The sequence below is a fragment of the Nocardioides sp. CF8 genome (assembly GCF_000389985.1).
GTDB classification, from domain to species: Bacteria; Actinomycetota; Actinomycetes; order Propionibacteriales; family Nocardioidaceae; genus Nocardioides; species Nocardioides allogilvus.
Window position 1 is genome coordinate 1,101,238 of sequence record NZ_CM001852.1, and the last position, 17,707, is coordinate 1,118,944.

The following is a 17,707-nucleotide window of genomic DNA, read 5'->3' on the forward strand; positions in this document are numbered from 1 at the left end:
GGTTGTGGGAGAGTAGGACGCCGCCGGACAACAATTGGGCAGAGGCCACCTGGTGACAGGTGGCCTCTGCTGCATTTGGTGGCTGCATCTTGGCGCCATCACCAGTACCGTGTCATCGCACGCCCCATCTGACTTACATCTGCACAGTGAGCTAGCACCCCCGAAAGGTTTCTGTCGTGGCCGAGGAACGTCGTAGCCAGCGTCCACCCGCTCGAGGCGGCTCCAAGCCGCCGGCGCGCGGTGGCACCTCCTCCAGCCGGGGCGGAAAGCCGGACACCGGCGGCGGCAAGCCCGACTCCCGCGGCGGTCGTCCTGACGCGCGTGGCGGCAAGCCGACGTCGCGCGACACCCGTGGCGGTGCCGATCGCAAGCGCGAAGGCGACTGGAAGCGTCCCCGTGAAGAACAGCGTCCACGCACGGTCGACCAGGCTGAGTACGACGGTCCGCCGCTGCCCGAGGAGCTCACCGGGCAAGAGCTCGACCGCGCCGTGATCAACCAGCTGAAGGGTCTGCCCGAGAAGCTGGCCGCGCGCGTCGCGCGGCACCTGGCGGCTGCCGGGATGATGATCGACGACGACGCGGAGACGGCCTACCGGCACACCCTCGCGGCGAGGGCGCGCGCCTCACGCATCGCCATCGTGCGCGAAGCCGTGGGCGAGGCGGCCTACGCCGCCGGTCACTACTCCGTGGCGCTGGCTGAGCTGCGCGCTGCCAAGCGGATGAATGGTGCCACCGCCTACCTGCCGATGATGGCCGACTGCCACCGTGCACTCGGCAACCCCGAGCAGTCGCTCAAGCTCGCCAAGAGCCCCTCGGTCGCCAACTTCGCGCCCGACGCCAAGGCCGAGATGACGCTCGTCGAGGCGGGTGCCCGTCGTGACATGGGTCAGCTGGATGCCGCGCTGCGCACCCTGGAGCTGGCCCCGCTGATGTCGAAGAGCCGCTCGCCGTGGGTGGTGCGCCTTCGTTACGCCTATGCCGACACGCTCGAGGTGGCCGGCCGCGAGGCCGACGCACTGGCCTGGTTCCACCGGACCAACGCCATCGACAGCGAGCAGCTGACGGACGCGGCCGAGCGGGCCGAGCTGTTGGAGAAGCGGAACGTCTGAGCGGGCGATCTGCCACGATTCGCCCATGCGCGTAGATCCACCCACCCTCGAGGGGACCGCTGCCGTGCGTGGCGGTCGCCAGCTCAGCTTCGCGGAGTACGGCCCGGCGGACGGGCGACCGATCGTGTGGATGCACGGCACACCGGGCGCCCGCCGCCAGATCCCGATCGAGGCCCGCGCGTTCGCGGCCGAGCTCGGAGTCCGCATCATCGGGATCGACCGGCCGGGCATCGGCGGGTCCTCGCCGTACCTCTACAAGGACGTCCTGGAGTGGACCGAGGACCTCCGGCTGCTGCTGGACGCCCTCGGCGTCGACACGTTCCGCCTGGTCGGCCTGTCCGGCGGCGGTCCCTACGTGCTGGCGGCCGGCGCTGCCATGCCGGATCGGGTACTCGCGGCCGCGGTGCTCGGCGGGGTCGCTCCGACGCGTGGTGTCGATGCGGCGCCGGGCGGGCTGATACAGCTCGCGGTGCGCTGCGCGCCGCTGCTCGGTCCGATGCGCCTGCCCGCGGGGTTCGCCATCACCCAGGGCATCCGCCTCGTGCGCCCCTTGGCGGGCCCCGTTCTCGACCTGTACGGCGCGGTGCAGCCCGCGGGGGACAGGACCCTGCTCGCACGCCCTGAGTTCAAGGCGATGTTCCTCGACGACCTGCTCAACGGCTCGCGCACCCAGATGAGCGCTCCGCTGGCCGACCTGATCCTGTTCACACGCGAGTGGGGCTTCGCCCTGGCCGACGTGCGGGTGCCGGTGCGCTGGTGGCACGGCGACGCCGACCACATCGTGCCCTTCGCCCACGGCCAGCACTGCGTGGGCCGGTTGCCCGACGCCACCATGACCGTGATCGACGGGGAGAGCCACCTCGGCGGGCTGGGCATCACCCGCGACGTGATCACCTCGATCCTGGACGCGTGAGCCGCGCGCGACACGCAGGCGTTCTGGCCTGTCCCATTGGCAAACTCATGCCCCATGGGTCACAATGGGGGTCTAATCACACACGTGTCACTCCCACTCCTTGAAACCGTCGCACAGACCGCTGGGGAAGGCGCATCTCAGCGTCGGAACTTCAAGGAGGTCACGGTGACCACAAGCACTCACGCCCGCCCGGATGTTGCCGGGACCCGGGGCATTCTTTACGTGCACTCAGCGCCCTCTGCTCTCTGCCCTCACATCGAGTGGGCCGTGGGCGGAGTGCTCGGCGTTGCCGTGAGCCTTGACTGGATCCCGCAGCCCGCCCAGCCGGGCAGCTACCGCGCTGAGCTGTCGTGGGTGGGCTCGGTGGGCTCCGCGGCCTCCGTCGCCTCGGCGCTGCGTGGCTGGAACCACCTGCGCTTCGAGATCACCGAGGAACCGAGCAGTGCCAGCGAGGGCACGCGCTTCTCCTACACGCCCGAGCTGGGTGTCTTCCACGCGGTGACCGGCCTGCACGGCGACATCATGATCCCCGAGGACCGGCTCAAGGCCGCGGTCGTGAAGGCCGCCCTCGGCGACACCACGCTGCTCAACGAGATCGACAAGCTGTTGGGCAAGCCGTGGGACGACGAGCTCGAGACCTTCCGGCACGCCGGCGACGGTGCGCCCGTCCGTTGGCTGCACCAGGTCGTCTGAGCATCCGTGGGGCACGGCCACTCGCACTCGCATCGCGCCGTCGACGTTCGCACGTCCGCGCCGGTCACGCGACTGCTGCTGATCCTGCTCGCCTTGACGGCGGTCGCGACGGTGATCGGCCTGGGCGTGCTGTGGCCGAGCGGCGAACGGCCGACCACGCCGTACTCCGCAGCCGGCGTGAGCTATCCCGACGGTGAGGTGCTCCGCGTGGGCGATCCCTGTCCCGTCGTCACCGAGGAGTCCACCGAGTTCCCCGACGTCTGCGACGACGTCGACGTACGCCTCGACGACGCCGGTGAGGTGACCGGGCTGCGGGTGCCGCCCGGCGTCGCGGACGCCGTCCGTGTCGGAGACCGTGTCACGCTCGTCGCCATCCCGAAGGAGGGCGCTGACACGCCCGACTACGGCTGGGTGGGCGTGGACCGCAAGCCGCCGCTGGGCTGGCTGGCGCTGGCCTTCCTGCTCGTCGTCGCGGTGATCGCGCGGGTCCGTGGCCTGCTGGCGATCCTCGGCCTGGTCTTCGCCGGGCTGGTCATGGGCTACTTCATGCTCCCTGCGCTGCTGGCGGGGGAGTCCGGCCTGGCCGTCGCCCTCGTCGGCTCGACGGCGATCATGTTCGTCGTCCTCTACCTCGCCCACGGCCCGTCGGTGCGTACGTCGACGGCGCTGGCCGGCACCCTGGTCGGCCTGCTCATCACCGCCGGCATCGGACTGGTGGCCATCAGCACGGCGCGGCTGAGCGGGCTGGGCGACGAGTCGAGCCTGCTGCTGCGCAACCAGGCCGACCAGCTGGACTTCCGTGGGCTGCTCACCTGCGCCGTGATCGTCGCCGGTCTCGGTGTGCTCAACGACGTGACCATCACCCAGAGCTCGTCGGTGTGGGAGCTGCGCGAGGCCGCGCCGCAGCTCACCAGGCGTCAGCTCTTCACGTCCGGCATGCGCATCGGGCGCGACCACATCGCCTCGACGATCTACACGATCGTCTTCGCCTATGCAGGCACGGCCGTGGCCACGATGCTGCTCATCTCGCTCTACGACCGGCCGTTGATCGACATCCTCAGCGACGAGGCCATCGCGGAGGAGGTCGCGCGGACGCTTGCCTCGGCCATCGGCCTGGTGCTGGCCGTGCCGGTGACCACCGCGATCGCAGCCGCGACCGTGGCGCCAGCGGTTAGGGACGGCTCAGCCGGAACCGCGTGACGGGCACCTTGACCTCGTTGGGCGTGGACGGGTCGTCGTACCAGTTGAGGACCGAGCGGATGCGGAAGGTGCCGGGCACGGTGGCGCCCCGGCACAACCGGTAGGTCAACGTGTCGATGGCGTCGTCGTTGGGGCTGATGATCGCGAACGACGCGACGCCCTTGCCGCGCCGATCGACGATGGACGACTCGAGGGTCCAGTCATCGGTGGGGACCTCGACGTCGTAGGTGATGGAGTAGGTCCGGCAGCCGGGTCGCAGCTTCTGGTCGCGGGCCGTGATGGTGGCGCGTTCGACGATCTCCCCTGACGCCGGCTGCTCCGCCTCCGTGTCGCCGGTCAGGCCGTGGAGGAGGTCGCTGAGCGGGTCGCTCGTGAGCGCATGGGCGGGAGTCGAGAACGTCAGCACGATCGCGGCGCTCGCCAGCGGCGAGACGACGTGGGCGGCGGGACGGCGGGACATCAGGAGCTCCTTGTGGACGTGACCATGGACACAGGGCACAACGCGCGGCAAGCAGAGGCGTTATGCCGGGGCGGCCTTCGGCAGCCTCACAGGGGGATGTTGCCGTGCTGGCCGCGGCGCACTCCCGCGGTGTCGATCTCGTGACGGAAGGCCGCGGCGATGGCGCTGCGTGTGCGGGACGGCTCGACGACCTCGTCGACGACGCCGATCTCGACGGCCTTGTCGACGCCACCGGCGATGCGCTCGTGCTCGGCGGCCAGCTCGGCCTCGACGCGCGGGCGGATCTCGGGGGACACCTCGGCGAGCTTGCGCCGGTGCAGGATCCGGATGGCGGCCACCGAGCCCATCACCGCCACCTCCGCGCCCGGCCACGCCAGGACGCGGGTGGCTCCGAGCGAGCGCGCGTTCATGGCGATGTAGGCACCGCCGTACGTCTTGCGCGTCACCAGCGTCACGCGCGGGACCACGCACTCGCCGAACGCGTGCAGCAGCTTCGCGCCGCGGCGTACGACACCGTCCCACTCCTGGCCGACACCCGGGAGGTAGCCCGGGACGTCGACGAGCACGATGAGGGGGATGGCGAACGCGTCGCACATCCGCACGAAGCGGGACGCCTTCTCGGCGGACAGCGAGTCGAGGCAGCCACCCAGCCGGAGCGGGTTGTTGGCGACCACACCGACGGTGCGACCGCCGAACCGGCCCAGCGCCGTGACGATGTTGGGGGCCCAGCGGGCGTGCAGCTCCTGCATGGTGTCGTCGTCGAGCACCGCCTCGACGAGCGGGTGCACGTCGTAGGCGCGCTTCTTGGACTCCGGGAGGATGGCTTCGAGGTCGCGGTCCTCGACCGAGTCCTGGTCGAGGCTGCCCTGCGCGCCCAGCAGCGAGGCGACGATGCGCGCCCGGTCGAGCGCCTCGTGCTCGGACTCGGTGAGGATGTGGACGACGCCGGACCTGCGGCCGTGCGGCTCGGGACCACCGAGACGCAGCATGTCGACGTCCTCGCCGGTGACCGAGCGGACCACGTCGGGGCCGGTGACGAAGATGCGGCCCTCGGGCCCGAGGATCACCACGTCGGTGAGCGCGGGGCCGTAGGCGGCGCCACCGGCGGCCGGGCCGAGCACCACCGAGATCTGCGGGATCTTGCCGGACGCCTGGGTCATCACCTGGAAGATCCGGCCGACGGCGTGCAGGGACAGGACGCCCTCGGCGAGCCGTGCGCCACCGGAGTGCCACAGGCCGATGATGGGGACGCCGTCGGTGATGGCGCGGTGGTAGGCGTCGACCACGACCCGACAGCCGAGGTCGCCCATGGCGCCGCCCATGACGGTGGCGTCGCTGCAGAAGGCGACCGCCGTGGTGCCGTGCACCCGGCCGATGGCGGCCAGCATGCCTGAGTCGTCGTCCTCGGTGAGCAGCTCGAGGCTGCCCTCGTCGAAGAGCGCGGTGAGGCGGTGGACCGGGTTGCGCGGGTCCTGGTCGCGGGGCAGCTTGGCGGGCTTGGCTGCGGTGGCGGTCATCAGGCGCTGCCGAACGCCACGGCGACGTTGGCGCCGCCGAAACCGAAGGAGTTGTTGAGGGCCACGATGTCGCCGTCGGGCAGGGCACGAGCCGAGGTCGGGATGTCGAGGTCGACCTCCGGATCCTTGTCGTCCAGGTTGATCGTCGGCGGGCTCGTGCGGTTCTTGAGCGCGAGCACGGTGGCGACCGCCTCCAGTGCGCCGGCGCCACCGAGGAGGTGACCGGTCATCGACTTGGTGCTCGTGACGACGCACTGCTCGACGTGCTTGCCGAGAACGGTGTGCAGCATCAGGCCCTCGGCGATGTCTCCCTTGGGGGTGGAGGTCGCGTGGGCGTTGACGTGCACCACGGTGGCCGGGTCGACGTCACCCTCGCGCAGCGCCATCTGGATGGCGCGGGTGCCGCCGCGGCCCTCGGGGTCGGGCTGGGCGATGTCGTGGGCGTCGTTGCTGATGCCGGCACCGAGGGCGTAGGCGTAGATGTGGGCGCCGCGGGCGCGGGCGTGCTCCTCGGACTCGAGGACGAGCACGGCACCGCCCTCGCCGAGGACGAAGCCGTCGCGGGCCGTGTCCCAGGGGCGGGAGACGCTCGTCGGGTCGCCCTCGTTCTTGGAGAGCGCCATCATGTTGGCGAAGGCCGCCATCGGCAGTGGGTGGATTGCGGCCTCGGTGCCACCGGCCAGCACGACGTCGGCGCGGCCCAGGCGGATCAGGTCGATGGCCATGGCGATCGCCTCGTTGCCCGACGCGCAGGCCGAGGTCGGGGCGTGCACGGCGCCGCGTGCGCCGTACTTGAGGCTCACGTTGGCCGCCGGGGCGTTGGGCATGAGCATGGGTACGGCGAGGGGGGAGACGCGACGCGCACCCTTCTCGAGCAGGGTGTCGTAGTTGGTCAGCAGCGTGGTCACGCCACCGATGCCGGAGGCCAAGGACACGGCGAGACGTTCGGGCTCGAGTCCCGAGCCCTCCAGGCCGGCGTCGGCCCAGGCCTGGTCGGCGGCGACCATGGCGAACTGGCTGGCCCGGTCGAGACGGCGCGCCTTGACGCGCTCGAGGACCTCGGACGGCTCGACGGCAACACGGCCACCGATCTTGACCGGGAGCTGCTCGACCCACTCGTCGTCGAGGTGCCGGATGCCGGACCGACCCGCGAGCAGGGCGTCCCAGGTGGAGGTGACGTCACCGCCGACCGGGGAGGTGGCTCCGAGTCCGGTGACGACTACGCGAGTCGAGGTCATGTGGCTGTGTCCGTTCTGGTGGGAGTGCTGGCTGGGGGAAGCAGAGGGGCGGCCGGGCATCGGGTGGGTGCCCGGCCGCCGTGGGCTCAGTCCTGCGAGCGCTCGATGAAGGCGACGGCGTCGCCGACGGTCTTGAGGTTCTTGACCTCGTCGTCGGGGATGGTCACGCCGAACTTCTCCTCGGCGGCCACGACCACCTCGACCATGGAGAGCGAGTCGACGTCGAGGTCGTCCACGAAGGACTTGTCGAGCTGAACGTCGTCGGCATCGATGCCGGCGACCTCGTTGACGATCTCGGCGAGGTCGGCGCGGATCTCTTCAGTGGTGGCCATGGGCCTTCCTTTCAGGAGGGGTGGTGCTGTGGTGGGTGTGAAAAATCGGGGTGGTGCACGGGCTGGAGCGGGTCAGGGGACGGTGACGACCTGGGCGGCGTAGGACAGCCCGGCGCCGAAGGCGATGAGCAGGGCGGTGTCGCCCGACTTGGCGTCACCCTCGGCGATCATCCGGTCGAGCGCCAGCGGCACCGACGCCGCGGAGGTGTTGCCCTGGTCGGCGATGTCGCGGGCGATCCGCACCCGGTCGGGCAGCTTCATCGAGCGGGCCATCGTGTCGATGATGCGCATGTTGGCCTGGTGGGGCACGAAGACGTCGAGCTCGTCGAGAGTGATGCCGGCCTTGTCGAGGGCCTGCTGGCCGACCTTGGCCATGGCAAAGGCTGCCCAGCGGAAGACAGCGCTGCCCTGCATCGTCAGGTGCGGCATCATGCCGCTGCCGGGCTCGTCGACGGTGCCGACGACGTCGCGCCAGTCCTCGCGCTGTCGGATCAGGTCGAACTGCTCGCCGTCCGAGCCCCACACGACCGGCCCGATGCCCGGGGTGTCGCTGGGTCCGACGACCGCAGCTCCCGCACCGTCGGCGAAGATGAACGCCGTGCCGCGGTCGTTGAGGTCGAGGATGTCGGTGAGGCGCTCGACGCCGATGACCAGGACGTGACGGGCGCTGCCGGCGCGGACGAAGTCGGAGGCGAGCGAGATGCCGTGGCAGAAACCGGAGCACGCCGCGGAGATGTCGAAGGCCGCGGCCTGCTCGGTGCCGAGCTCGTGCGCGATCGCGGTGGCCACGGCCGGGGTCTGGAGCAGGTGGCTGACCGTCGCCACGACGACGCAGTCGATCTGCTTGGCATCGAGGCCGGCCCGCTCGATCGCGATCCGGGAGGCGGCGACGGACATCATCTGCACCGACTCCTCGGGCCCGGCCCATCGGCGCGACTTGATGCCGGAGCGCTGCTGGATCCACTCGTCGCTGGAGTCGATCGCCTCGACGACCTCGGCGTTGGGCACCGAGCGCACGGGGCGGTAGGCGCCGATCCCGAGGATCGCGGCGTGCGGAGCGCCGGTGACGGCGGAGAGCGTGCCGGTCATCAGGAGACTCCCTCGGGGTGCAGGCGCAGCAGCGGCTGACCGGGGGAGACGAGGTCGCCGTCCTCGACGAGCCACTCGACGACGCTGCCGCCGTGGCGGGCCGAGACGCGGGTGCTGTCGCGGGTGCTGGCGACCTCTCCGATGGTGCAGCCGGCGGGGAGCACGGCCAGGTCGGCCGCCTCCGCGGAACGGTGGAAGGTGCCCTTGCCCGGGGAGACGACCATCCGCCAGGTCGGCGAGGTCTCGATCATCGACGCCTCACCGTGCTTGTCGGCGAAGGCGCGGGCGTCGTCGAGCTGGTCGGGGGTCTTGAGGGCGAAGGTCTCGACACCCTTCATGGCGCGCTTGGCGATGCCGGTCAGGGTGCCCGCCGGCGGCATCTCCAAGATGCCGGTGACGCCGAGGTCGAGCATGGCCTCCATGCACAGGTCCCAGCGGACGGGGGAGGCGATCTGGCCGACGATGCGTGCCACGACGTCGCGACCGTCGTGCACGACCTGGCCGTCGCGGTTGGAGATCACCGGCGTGCGGGGGTCGTGCGTGGAGACCGAGCGGGCCAGCGCCGCCAGGTGACTGACGGCCGGCTGCATGTGGGAGGTGTGGAACGCACCGGCCACTGAGAGCGGCATCAGGCGAGCCTTCGCGGGCGGCTCGGCGGCGAAGGCCGCCAGCTGCTCGAGCGTGCCGGCTGCCACGATCTGACCCGGACCATTGTCGTTGGCGGCGGTGAGGCCGTGCTCCGCGAGTGCGGCCAGCACCTCCTCGCGGTCACCCCCGAGCACCGCCGTCATGCCGGTCGGGGTCGCGGCGGAGGCAGTCGCCATGGCGGCGCCGCGCTCGCGCACGAGCACCATGGCCTGCTCGGCGGTGATGGCGCGGGCACCGGCTGCGGCGGTCAGCTCGCCGACGCTGTGGCCTGCCACCGCGCCGATCCGGGCGAACGCGTCGGCCGGGTGCGGGAACAGGTCGAGCGCGGCGACCAGACCGGTCGCCACCAGCAACGGCTGGGCGATCCGGGTGTCGCGGATCGTCTCCGCGTCGGCGTTGGCGCCGTAGTCGGCCAGGTCGAGCCCGGCGACGGTCGAGAGCCACTGGAGCCGCGAGGCGAAGACGGGGTCCTCGAGCCACGGAACGAGGAAGCCGGGGGTCTGGGCCCCTTGGCCGGGAGCGACGATGACGAGCACACGCCCAGCCTGCCGCTTGACAGGCACTGTGTTCGCCTCGGACCCGCACGAATCTCGGTGGCAGTTCTTTGTAGGGTTCCTACAAAGAACTGTCGGGGGTGCCACGACCGGACTGCCGCCCCAGCACGAGCGCGATCTGCAAGGTGAAGGCGTCGCGTGCGGAGGTGGGCGCCAGGCCGGTCACCTCGGTGGCCTGGCGGAGGCGGTAGCGGACCGTGTTGGGGTGCACGAAGAGATGGCGAGCCGCGGCCTCGATCGCGCACCCGTGCTCGAAGTAGGCAGCCAGCGTCTCGATCAGGGTGCCGCGCGCACCCAGGAGCGGCAGGTAGACCTGGTCCACGAGGTGGCGGCGCGCGTGACCGTCGCCCGCGAGCGCTCGCTCGGGCAACAGCTCGTCGCTGCGGACCGGTCGCGGAGCCTCCGGCCAGCCCGGCGCCGAGCGGTAGGCCGACATCGCGGCGCGCGCCGAGGCGTGTGCGTGGCCGAGGTCGCCGGTCACCGGTCCCACCACGACCGGGCCGGGACCGAAGTGGTCGACGATGCGGCCCGCGGCCTTGTGCGGGTCGTTGACGCCGCCGAGGACCACGACGAGCCGGTCGCCCTGCGTGGCGCAGAGCGCATCCATCCCGGCTGCCTGCGACGCGCGGCGCACGTGCTCGAAGATGTCCGTCTCCGTGCGCTGGGCAGGCACAGCCCCCAGCACGACTGCCACATCGCCGCGTGCGCCCCAGCCGAGTGCGCTCGCGCGCGAGAGCACGGCCTCGTCGGCCTCCGACCTCAGCACCGCGTCCACGACGAGGGCCTCGAGGCGTGCGTCCCAGGCACCGCGGACCTCGGCGGCGCGGGCGTACACCTCGGCAGTGGCGAAGGCGACCTCGCGGCCGTAGCGCAGGATCGCCTGGTGCACCTCGAAGGCGTCGGCGGGATCGAGGAAGGCGTCGATGTTGGCCTCGACCACCGAGATGCTGAGCCGGACGAGGTCGACCGTCTGCTTGAGGTCGATGACGCCGGTGAGCTCACGTGGTGCGGCGCCGAAGACTGCGGCGGCGAGCGGGGGAGTGTCGCCGGGGTGCAGGCCATCCATCTCGGTGTCGTGACCGAACCAGTCGATGAAGCCCTTGATGCCGCCCTGCACGACGAGTCCGACCCAGGAGCGGTCCTGGGCGCTGAGCTCCTCGAACCACTCGAGGTCGCTGGCCATCCTGGCCATCGCGGCCGTGCTGAGCGCGCCGGTGGAGCGCTGCAGCGCCGCAGCGGCCCGGCGGCGGGAGGGTTCGGGCGTCGACACCCGTCGAATCTAGTCCCAAGGGTCACTTCCGTCACGCAGATGCTGTGCGGAGGTAACAAATCGGTCCAGAAGCGACACCCGATGTGGTCAAAGCTCCCGACATGGAACGTGTTCTGGTTGAATCGCGAAAATCATTCGACCCCCGGGAGTGCTTGTGAGCGACCTGCCTGAGCTGGAGTTCGTGGAGATCCACGGACATCGGCGTGCATTCGTCAAGACCGGCTCCGGCCCCGCCCTGCTCCTGCTCCACGGCCTCGGGTGCGACCACACCACCTGGGCCCCGGTGATCGAGTCGCTGGCCAAGCGCTACACGGTGATCACACCCGACCTCCTCGGTCACGGGGAGTCGGCCAAGCCGCGCGCCGACTACAGCGTCGGCGGCTACGCCAACGGCATGCGCGACCTGCTCACCGTGCTCGGCATCGAGTCGGTCACCGTGGTCGGCCACAGCTTCGGTGGCGGCGTCGCGATGCAGTTCGCCTACCAGTTCCCCGAGCGCTGCGACCGGCTGGTCCTGGTCTCCAGCGGCGGCCTCGGCCCGGAGGTGTCGCCGGCGATCCGGGCGATCACCACCCCGGGCTTCCACCAGGTCATGGGCCTGCTCACGCTGCCCGGCATCCGGCACATCGGCAGGACAGGCCTGCGGGCGCTCGCCGCGACCGGCAGCCGGTCCCTGCGCGACCTGGCCGAGGTGGCCGACATCTACGAGTCGTTCAAGGACCCCCACACCCGCACCGCCATCCGGCACGTCGTGCGGGCCGTCGTGGACTGGAAGGGCCAGATCGTCACCATGGCCGACCGGGCCTACCTCACCGAGAAGATGCCGATGTGCGTCATCTGGGGACGCAACGACCAGCTCATCCCGGTCCGGCACGCCAGCAACGCCGCCGCGCTCGCACCCTCGGCGCGCGTCGAAGTGCTCCCCAACTCGGCGCACTTCCCGCACAAGGATCACCCCCAGCGGTTCGTGCGGATCATCAACGACTTCATCCGCACGACCGAGCCGGCGACGTACGACCGCGACGACTGGCGCGAGCTGCTGGCCGACGGACCGCGCGTCGTGCCGCTCCAGGCCGAGGCGGGCGAGGCGCCGGTCGCGCCGGTGCACGTGCTGAGCACCGGCGCCTGACCTCAGGCGTCGCCGCCTCAGGCGTCGCCGCCCTCCTGCTTGACGTCGCGGACGGCGGTGGGGTCGTCGATGCGGTACTTCGCGGCTGCCTCGACGGCCTTGTCCATCGGCAGCTCGCCGGCGTCGGCGAGGGCCTGCAGCGCCTGCACGACGACGCTGTGGGCATCGACGTTGAAGAAGCGTCGCGCGGCCGGTCGGGTGTCGGCGAAGCCGAAGCCGTCGGTGCCCAGCACGCGGAAGTCCGCGGGGACCCAGCGCGCGATCTGCAACGGCACCGCACACATGAAGTCGGACACGGCCACCACCGGACCCGCCACGTCGGCGAGCTTGTCGGAGACGTAGGCGGTGTGCTTGGGCTCTCCGGGGTGCAGGAGGTTCCACGACTCGGCGGAGACGGCGTCGCGGGCGAGCTCGTTCCACGAGGTGACCGACCAGGTGTCGGCACGTACGCCCCACTCGTCGGCGAGGATCTGCGCCGCCTCGGTCGCCCAGGGCATCGCCACGCCCGACGCCATCAGCTGCACGCGCGGGCCGTCGCCCTCGGCGACCCCGACCCGGTGGATGCCGCGCAGGATGCCGTCGACGTCGACGTCCTCGGGCTGCGCCGGCATCGAGACGGGCTCGTTGTAGACGGTGATGTAGTAGATGACGTCCTCGGCGTCGGCGCCGTACATCCGCTCGAGCCCCGCCTGCATGATGTGGCTGACCTCGTAGGCGTAGGCCGGGTCGTAGTGCACCACCGCGGGGTTGGTCGCGGCGATCAGCGGCGAGTGGCCGTCGGCGTGCTGCAGTCCCTCACCGGTCAGTGTCGTGCGGCCCGCGGTGGCGCCGATGAGGAAGCCCCGGGCGAGCTGGTCGGCCATCGCCCAGATCGAGTCGGCCGTGCGCTGGAAGCCGAACATCGAGTAGAAGATGTAGAACGGGATCATGTGCTCGCCGTGGGTGGAGTACGTCGATCCGGCGGCCGTGGCAGAGGCGACGGCACCCGCCTCGGAGATGCCCTCGTGCAGCATCTGGCCCTGGGCCGACTCCTTGTAGGCGAGCAGCAGCTTGCGGTCGACGGACTCGTACTGCTGACCGCCGGGGTTGTAGACCTTCGCGCTCGGGAACATCGAGTCCATGCCGAACGTGCGGTACTCGTCGGGCGCGATCGGGACGATGCGGTCGCCGATCTCGGGGTCCTTCATCCAGTCCTTGAGGAGCCGGACGAGGGCCATGGTGGTGGCGATCTTGTTCTTGCCCGAGCCCTGCTTGAGCTCGGCGTACATCTCGTTGCCGGGCAGCTTGAGGTCGGCGGCGCGCTTGACGCGCTTGGGCAGTGAACCGCCCAGGGCCTTGCGGCGCTCCAGCATGTACTCGATCTCGGGGGAGTCGGTGCCGGGGTGGAAGAACGGCGCGCCACCGGTCTTCTCGTAGGACTCCTCGAGCTCGCGGTCGCTGATCGGGAGGTAGAGCCGGTCGCGGTACTTCTTCAGGTCGGCCGGCGTCAGCTTCTTCATCTGGTGGGTCGCGTTCTTGCCCTCGAGGGCGTCGATCGTCCAGCCCTTGATGGTGTGGGCCAGGATCACCGTGGGCTGGCCGGCGTGCTTCGAGGCGGCGTCGAAGGCGGAGTAGACCTTGCGGTAGTCGTGGCCACCGCGCGGCAGCTTCTCGATCTGGCTGTCGGTCATGTGCTCGACCATGGCCTTGAGCCGGGTGTCCCCGCCGAAGAAGTGGTCGCGGACGTAGCCGCCGTCCTCGGTGGAGTAGGTCTGGAACTGGCCGTCGGGCGTGGTGTTCATCTGGTTGACCAGCACGCCGTCGACGTCCTTGGCGAGCAGGGCGTCCCACTCGCGACCCCAGATCACCTTGATGACGTTCCAGCCGGCGCCACGGAAGTTGGCCTCGAGCTCCTGGATGATCTTGCCGTTGCCGGTCACCGGTCCGTCGAGCTGCTGCAGGTTGCAGTTGATGACCCAGGTGAGGTTGTCGAGCTCTTCACGGGCGGCGATGCGGATCGCGCCCAGCGACTCGGGCTCGGCCATCTCCCCGTCGCCGAGGAAGGCCCAGACGCGCTGGTCGCTGGTGTCCTTGATGCCCCGGTTGGACAGGTAGCGGTTGAACCGCGCCTGGTAGATCGAGTTGATGCCGGTGAGACCCATCGAGACGGTGGGGAACTCCCAGAAGTCCGGCATCAGGCGGGGGTGCGGGTAGGAGGGCAGGCCGGCACCGACGCCGTGCTGGACCTCCTGGCGGAAGCGGTAGAGCTGCTCCTGGGTCAGTCGGCCCTCGAGGAACGCGCGGGCGTAGATGCCCGGCGAGCCGTGGCCCTGGATGTAGATCTGGTCGCCGCCGCCGGGGTGGTCCTTGCCGCGGAAGAAGTGGTTGAAGCCGACCTCGTAGAGGCTCGCTGCGGACTGGTACGTCGCGATGTGCCCGCCGACCTCGAGGCCCTTGCGGTTGGCGCTGGAGACCATGACCGCGGCGTTCCAGCGGATGAAGGCGCGGATGCGCCGCTCGATGTCCTCGTCGCCGGGGAACCACGGCTCGCGCTCGGGCGGGATGGTGTTGATGTAGTCGGTGCTGCGCAGGGCCGGCACGCCGACCTGCTTCTCCCGCGCACGCTCCAGGAGCCGCAGCATGACGTAGCGGGCACGCTCGCGGCCGCGTCCGTCCAGCATCGCGTCGAACGAGTCGAGCCACTCGAGTGTCTCGTCGGGATCGATGTCGGGCAGCTGGGTGGGCAGGCCCTCGTGGATCACGGCTCGCGCGGTCGGCGCCGGTGCCGGTGTGGGGGTCATTGTGTTGTTCGACTCATCACTCACCCGAGCATCGTGTCACGCCAAATGCCCTCATGAAATCTACTGACGAGTTGCACAAGTGGGGGCCACGTTGCGGGACAGGGTTGCGTCGCTGCCGCAACTCCGGTGGACTACCCCCACTCCGTCGGCCATTCGCCGGCGGACAACCGAAAGCCGCCAGTACAGGCGGACCTCGACGAACGGAGGCGTGGCGTGAGCTCGACGATGGGTGGCGGAGCTGCCCAGGCAACAGGTGCCGCAGAGCGGCTGGGCATGACGCCCGGCATGGTCATCCAGGAACTCGGCTGGGACAACGACACCGACGACGAGCTCAGGGTCGCGATCGAGGACGCCATCGACGCGGACATGGTCGACGCCGACTACGGCAACGTCGTCGACGCGGTCCTGCTCTGGTGGCGCGAGGAGGACGGCGATCTCGTCGACGGTCTCGTCGACTCGCTGACCGACCTGGTCGGGGGTGGAGTCATCTGGCTGCTCACCCCCAAGGTCGGCCGTCCCAACTCGGTGGATGCCGCAGACATCGCGGAGGCGGCCCCGGTGGCCGGACTCGCGCAGACCACGACGGCCGCAGTCAGCAAGGACTGGCAGGCCACGCGACTGGTCACGCCGAAGACCCCTGCGTGACGCGCCCCCGCGACCGCCGACGACCCCAGGAACTGACTTGAGCAAGCTGACCGACCGCGCAGCCAACGTGTCCACGTCGTTGAAGGTCCTGGGGGGCGCGGGCATCATCCGGCCCTACGGCCCCCGCACCCTGGCGGGCCTGGGCCGGACCGTCGTCCGCTGGGGGACCGGTCCCGCGGGTGGCTTCATGACGCTCGCCGTGCGCCACCCGGACCGCGTGGGGCTCGTCGACGAGCTCGGTGAGCTCACGTTCGGCGAGATGCACGGGCGCAGCAACGCCCTGGCCCGTGGCCTCGCCGCCCTGGGGGTCAAGGAGGGCGACTCGGTCGCCGTCATGTGCCGCAACCACCGCGGCTTCGTGGACGCCACGATCGCCGTGGCCAAGCTCGGCGCCGACATCCTCTACCTCAACACTGCGTTCGCCGGCCCGCAGCTGGTCGACGTGATCGCACGCGAGAAGCCGGCCGTCGTGGTGCACGACGAGGAGTTCACCGACCTGCTCGCCGGCGCCGACGTCGCCACGCGCGTCGTGGGCTGGAGCGACGGGGCGATCGACGGCGTCGCCACCCTGGAGTCGCTGATCGCCGCCAACGACCACGGCGACCTCACGCCGCCCACCCGGCACGCCCGCATCGTGATCCTCACGTCGGGGACGACCGGCACGCCCAAGGGCGCGCCGCGCAAGGAGGCCGGGATCCCGGCCGCGGTGTCCCTGCTGTCGCGGATGCCGTTGCACTTCGGCTGGCGCACCCACATCGCGGCCCCGCTGTTCCACACGTGGGGCTTCGCGCACTTCGCGCTGTCGATGCTGCTCGGCTCGACCGTCGTGCTGCGCCGGCGCTTCGACCCCGAGGACGTCCTGCGCGTCGTCGAGGACAACGACTGCGAGTCGCTGGTCGTCATCCCCGTCATGCTCCAGCGCGTCCTGGCCCTCGACGAGGCCGTGCTGTCGCGCTACTCGCTGCCGACCTTGCAGGTCGTCGCGTCGTCGGGCTCCGCGCTGCCGGGCGAGCTCGCGCTGACGTGGATGGACCGCTTCGGCGACAACCTCTACAACATCTACGGTTCGACCGAGGTGGCGTGGGCGACCATCGCGACCCCCGAGGACCTGCGGGCCGCTCCCTCGTCGGCCGGCAAGCCGCCGCACAACACCGTCGTGCGTCTCTTCGACGACGCCGACCGGCCCGTGCCCACCGGCGCCACCGGCCGCATCTTCGTCGGCAACAGCCTCCTCTTCGAGGGCTACACCGGCGGCGGCTCGAAGGCCATGGTCGAGGGCCTGATGTCCAGCGGCGATGTCGGTCGCTTCGACGCCGACGGTCGGTTGTACGTCGAGGGGCGCGACGACGAGATGATCGTCTCGGGCGGCGAGAACGTCTTCCCGAAGGAGGTCGAGGACTGCCTGGTCGGTCACGCGTGCGTGGTGGAGGCGGCGGCCGTCGGCATCGACGACGCGGAGTTCGGAAAGCGCCTGCGCGCCTTCGTCGCGGTCAGCGGCGAGGTGACCGAGGAGGAGCTCAAGGACCACGTCAAGGCCAACCTGGCGCGGTTCAAGGTGCCCAAGGAGATCGTGGTCATCCCCGAGCTGCCCCGCAACGCCACCGGCAAGATCCTCAAGCGTGAGCTCGTGTCCTGGGACGAGGAGGCATGACGGGTCTGCAACTGGGAGGCCCGGCACCCGACTTCACCCTGCGCGACCAGTTCGGGCAGGACGTCACGCTGAGCAGCTACCGCGGCACCAAGGCCGTGGTGATCCTGTTCTACCCATACGCCTTCTCGGGGGTGTGCACCGGCGAGATGGCGGGCATCCGCGAGCGCCTCGACGAGTTCATGACCTTCGACACCGAGGTGCTCGCGATCTCGTGCGACCCGGTCTACTCGCTGCGGGCCTTCGCCGACGCCGAGGGGCTCAACTTCCCGCTGCTCTCCGACTTCTGGCCGCACGGCGAGATCGCGAAGGCCTTCGACGTCTTCGACGACGTCAAGGGGACCCCGCGGCGCTCCTCCTACGTCATCGACCGCGACGGCCAGCTGGCGTGGGCGGTCCACAACGCCAACCCGGAGGGCCGCGACCTCGACGAGCACCTGGCGCAGCTGCAGGCACTGGTCTGAACCAGTTGGAAGAAATTT

At 70.5% G+C, this 17,707-nt stretch carries 16 protein-coding genes; 8 read left to right on the forward strand and 8 right to left on the reverse strand.

Annotated elements, in window-relative coordinates:
• Positions 1-176 precede the first annotated feature (176 nt).
• The 4 genes from CF8_RS05420 (at position 177) to CF8_RS05435 (ending at position 3,915) form a co-directional block, all read left to right on the forward strand.
• The gene (locus CF8_RS05420) at positions 177-1,109 is read left to right on the forward strand and encodes a hypothetical protein (protein WP_010832129.1); all 933 of its coding nucleotides are present in this window, start codon (positions 177-179) and stop codon (positions 1,107-1,109) included.
• Positions 1,110-1,134: 25 nt separating this feature from the next.
• Positions 1,135-2,022 carry an alpha/beta fold hydrolase gene (locus tag CF8_RS05425; protein WP_010832130.1) on the forward strand — a complete coding sequence of 296 codons (888 nt, stop codon included), beginning with the start codon at positions 1,135-1,137 and terminating at the stop codon, positions 2,020-2,022.
• A gap of 222 nt (positions 2,023-2,244) precedes the next feature.
• The gene (locus CF8_RS05430; RefSeq protein ID WP_036490318.1) at positions 2,245-2,715 is read left to right on the forward strand and encodes a DUF3145 family protein; all 471 of its coding nucleotides are present in this window, start codon (positions 2,245-2,247) and stop codon (positions 2,713-2,715) included.
• A gap of 93 nt (positions 2,716-2,808) precedes the next feature.
• Positions 2,809-3,915: a YibE/F family protein gene (locus CF8_RS05435; RefSeq protein ID WP_232211581.1), complete on the forward strand. Its 1,107-nt coding sequence runs from the start codon at positions 2,809-2,811 to the stop codon at positions 3,913-3,915.
• Here CF8_RS05435 and CF8_RS05440 read toward each other — a convergent pair.
• The 7 genes from CF8_RS05440 to CF8_RS05470 form a co-directional block, all read right to left on the reverse strand.
• Complete coding sequence (locus tag CF8_RS05440) at positions 3,887-4,375, reverse strand: hypothetical protein (RefSeq protein ID WP_036490319.1); 489 nt, start codon at positions 4,373-4,375, stop codon at positions 3,887-3,889. The two genes, CF8_RS05435 and CF8_RS05440, sit on opposite strands and share 29 nt — an antisense overlap.
• 86 nt (positions 4,376-4,461) lie before the next feature.
• The gene (locus CF8_RS05445; protein ID WP_010832134.1) at positions 4,462-5,892 is read right to left on the reverse strand and encodes an acyl-CoA carboxylase subunit beta; all 1,431 of its coding nucleotides are present in this window, start codon (positions 5,890-5,892) and stop codon (positions 4,462-4,464) included.
• Positions 5,892-7,130, reverse strand: coding sequence for a beta-ketoacyl-ACP synthase II (gene fabF, locus CF8_RS05450; RefSeq protein WP_010832135.1), 1,239 nt, complete (start codon positions 7,128-7,130; stop codon positions 5,892-5,894). The genes CF8_RS05445 and fabF overlap by 1 nt, the downstream gene beginning before the upstream one ends.
• A gap of 86 nt (positions 7,131-7,216) precedes the next feature.
• Positions 7,217-7,462, reverse strand: coding sequence for an acyl carrier protein (locus tag CF8_RS05455; RefSeq protein ID WP_010832136.1), 246 nt, complete (start codon positions 7,460-7,462; stop codon positions 7,217-7,219).
• Between the two features lie 72 nt (positions 7,463-7,534).
• Complete coding sequence (locus CF8_RS05460; RefSeq protein ID WP_010832137.1) at positions 7,535-8,551, reverse strand: beta-ketoacyl-ACP synthase III; 1,017 nt, start codon at positions 8,549-8,551, stop codon at positions 7,535-7,537.
• The gene (locus CF8_RS05465) at positions 8,551-9,735 is read right to left on the reverse strand and encodes an acyltransferase domain-containing protein (RefSeq protein WP_010832138.1); all 1,185 of its coding nucleotides are present in this window, start codon (positions 9,733-9,735) and stop codon (positions 8,551-8,553) included. Before CF8_RS05465 ends, CF8_RS05460 begins: the two co-directional genes overlap by 1 nt.
• Positions 9,736-9,814: 79 nt before the next feature.
• Positions 9,815-11,023 carry a PucR family transcriptional regulator gene (locus CF8_RS05470; RefSeq protein ID WP_010832139.1) on the reverse strand — a complete coding sequence of 403 codons (1,209 nt, stop codon included), beginning with the start codon at positions 11,021-11,023 and terminating at the stop codon, positions 9,815-9,817.
• A gap of 154 nt (positions 11,024-11,177) precedes the next feature.
• On the opposite strand from CF8_RS05470, the gene CF8_RS05475 reads away from it, so the two are divergent.
• Positions 11,178-12,152: an alpha/beta fold hydrolase gene (locus tag CF8_RS05475; protein WP_010832140.1), complete on the forward strand. Its 975-nt coding sequence runs from the start codon at positions 11,178-11,180 to the stop codon at positions 12,150-12,152.
• A 17-nt stretch (positions 12,153-12,169) separates the two neighbouring features.
• Here CF8_RS05475 and aceE read toward each other — a convergent pair whose 3' ends face one another.
• Complete coding sequence (aceE, locus tag CF8_RS05480) at positions 12,170-14,932, reverse strand: pyruvate dehydrogenase (acetyl-transferring), homodimeric type (RefSeq protein WP_051204121.1); 2,763 nt, start codon at positions 14,930-14,932, stop codon at positions 12,170-12,172.
• Positions 14,933-15,157: 225 nt separating this feature from the next.
• On the opposite strand from aceE, the gene CF8_RS05485 reads away from it, so the two are divergent.
• Genes CF8_RS05485 through CF8_RS05495 form a run of 3 tightly spaced genes read left to right on the forward strand, consistent with a single transcriptional unit; the run spans position 15,158 to position 17,689 of the window.
• Complete coding sequence (locus CF8_RS05485) at positions 15,158-15,577, forward strand: DUF3052 domain-containing protein (protein WP_036492281.1); 420 nt, start codon at positions 15,158-15,160, stop codon at positions 15,575-15,577.
• A 37-nt stretch (positions 15,578-15,614) separates the two neighbouring features.
• On the forward strand, positions 15,615-17,228 hold the full coding sequence (locus tag CF8_RS05490; RefSeq protein WP_010832143.1) for an AMP-binding protein: 1,614 nt from the start codon (positions 15,615-15,617) through the stop codon (positions 17,226-17,228).
• Complete coding sequence (locus tag CF8_RS05495) at positions 17,225-17,689, forward strand: peroxiredoxin (RefSeq protein ID WP_010832144.1); 465 nt, start codon at positions 17,225-17,227, stop codon at positions 17,687-17,689. Before CF8_RS05490 ends, CF8_RS05495 begins: the two co-directional genes overlap by 4 nt.
• Positions 17,690-17,707 lie beyond the last annotated feature (18 nt).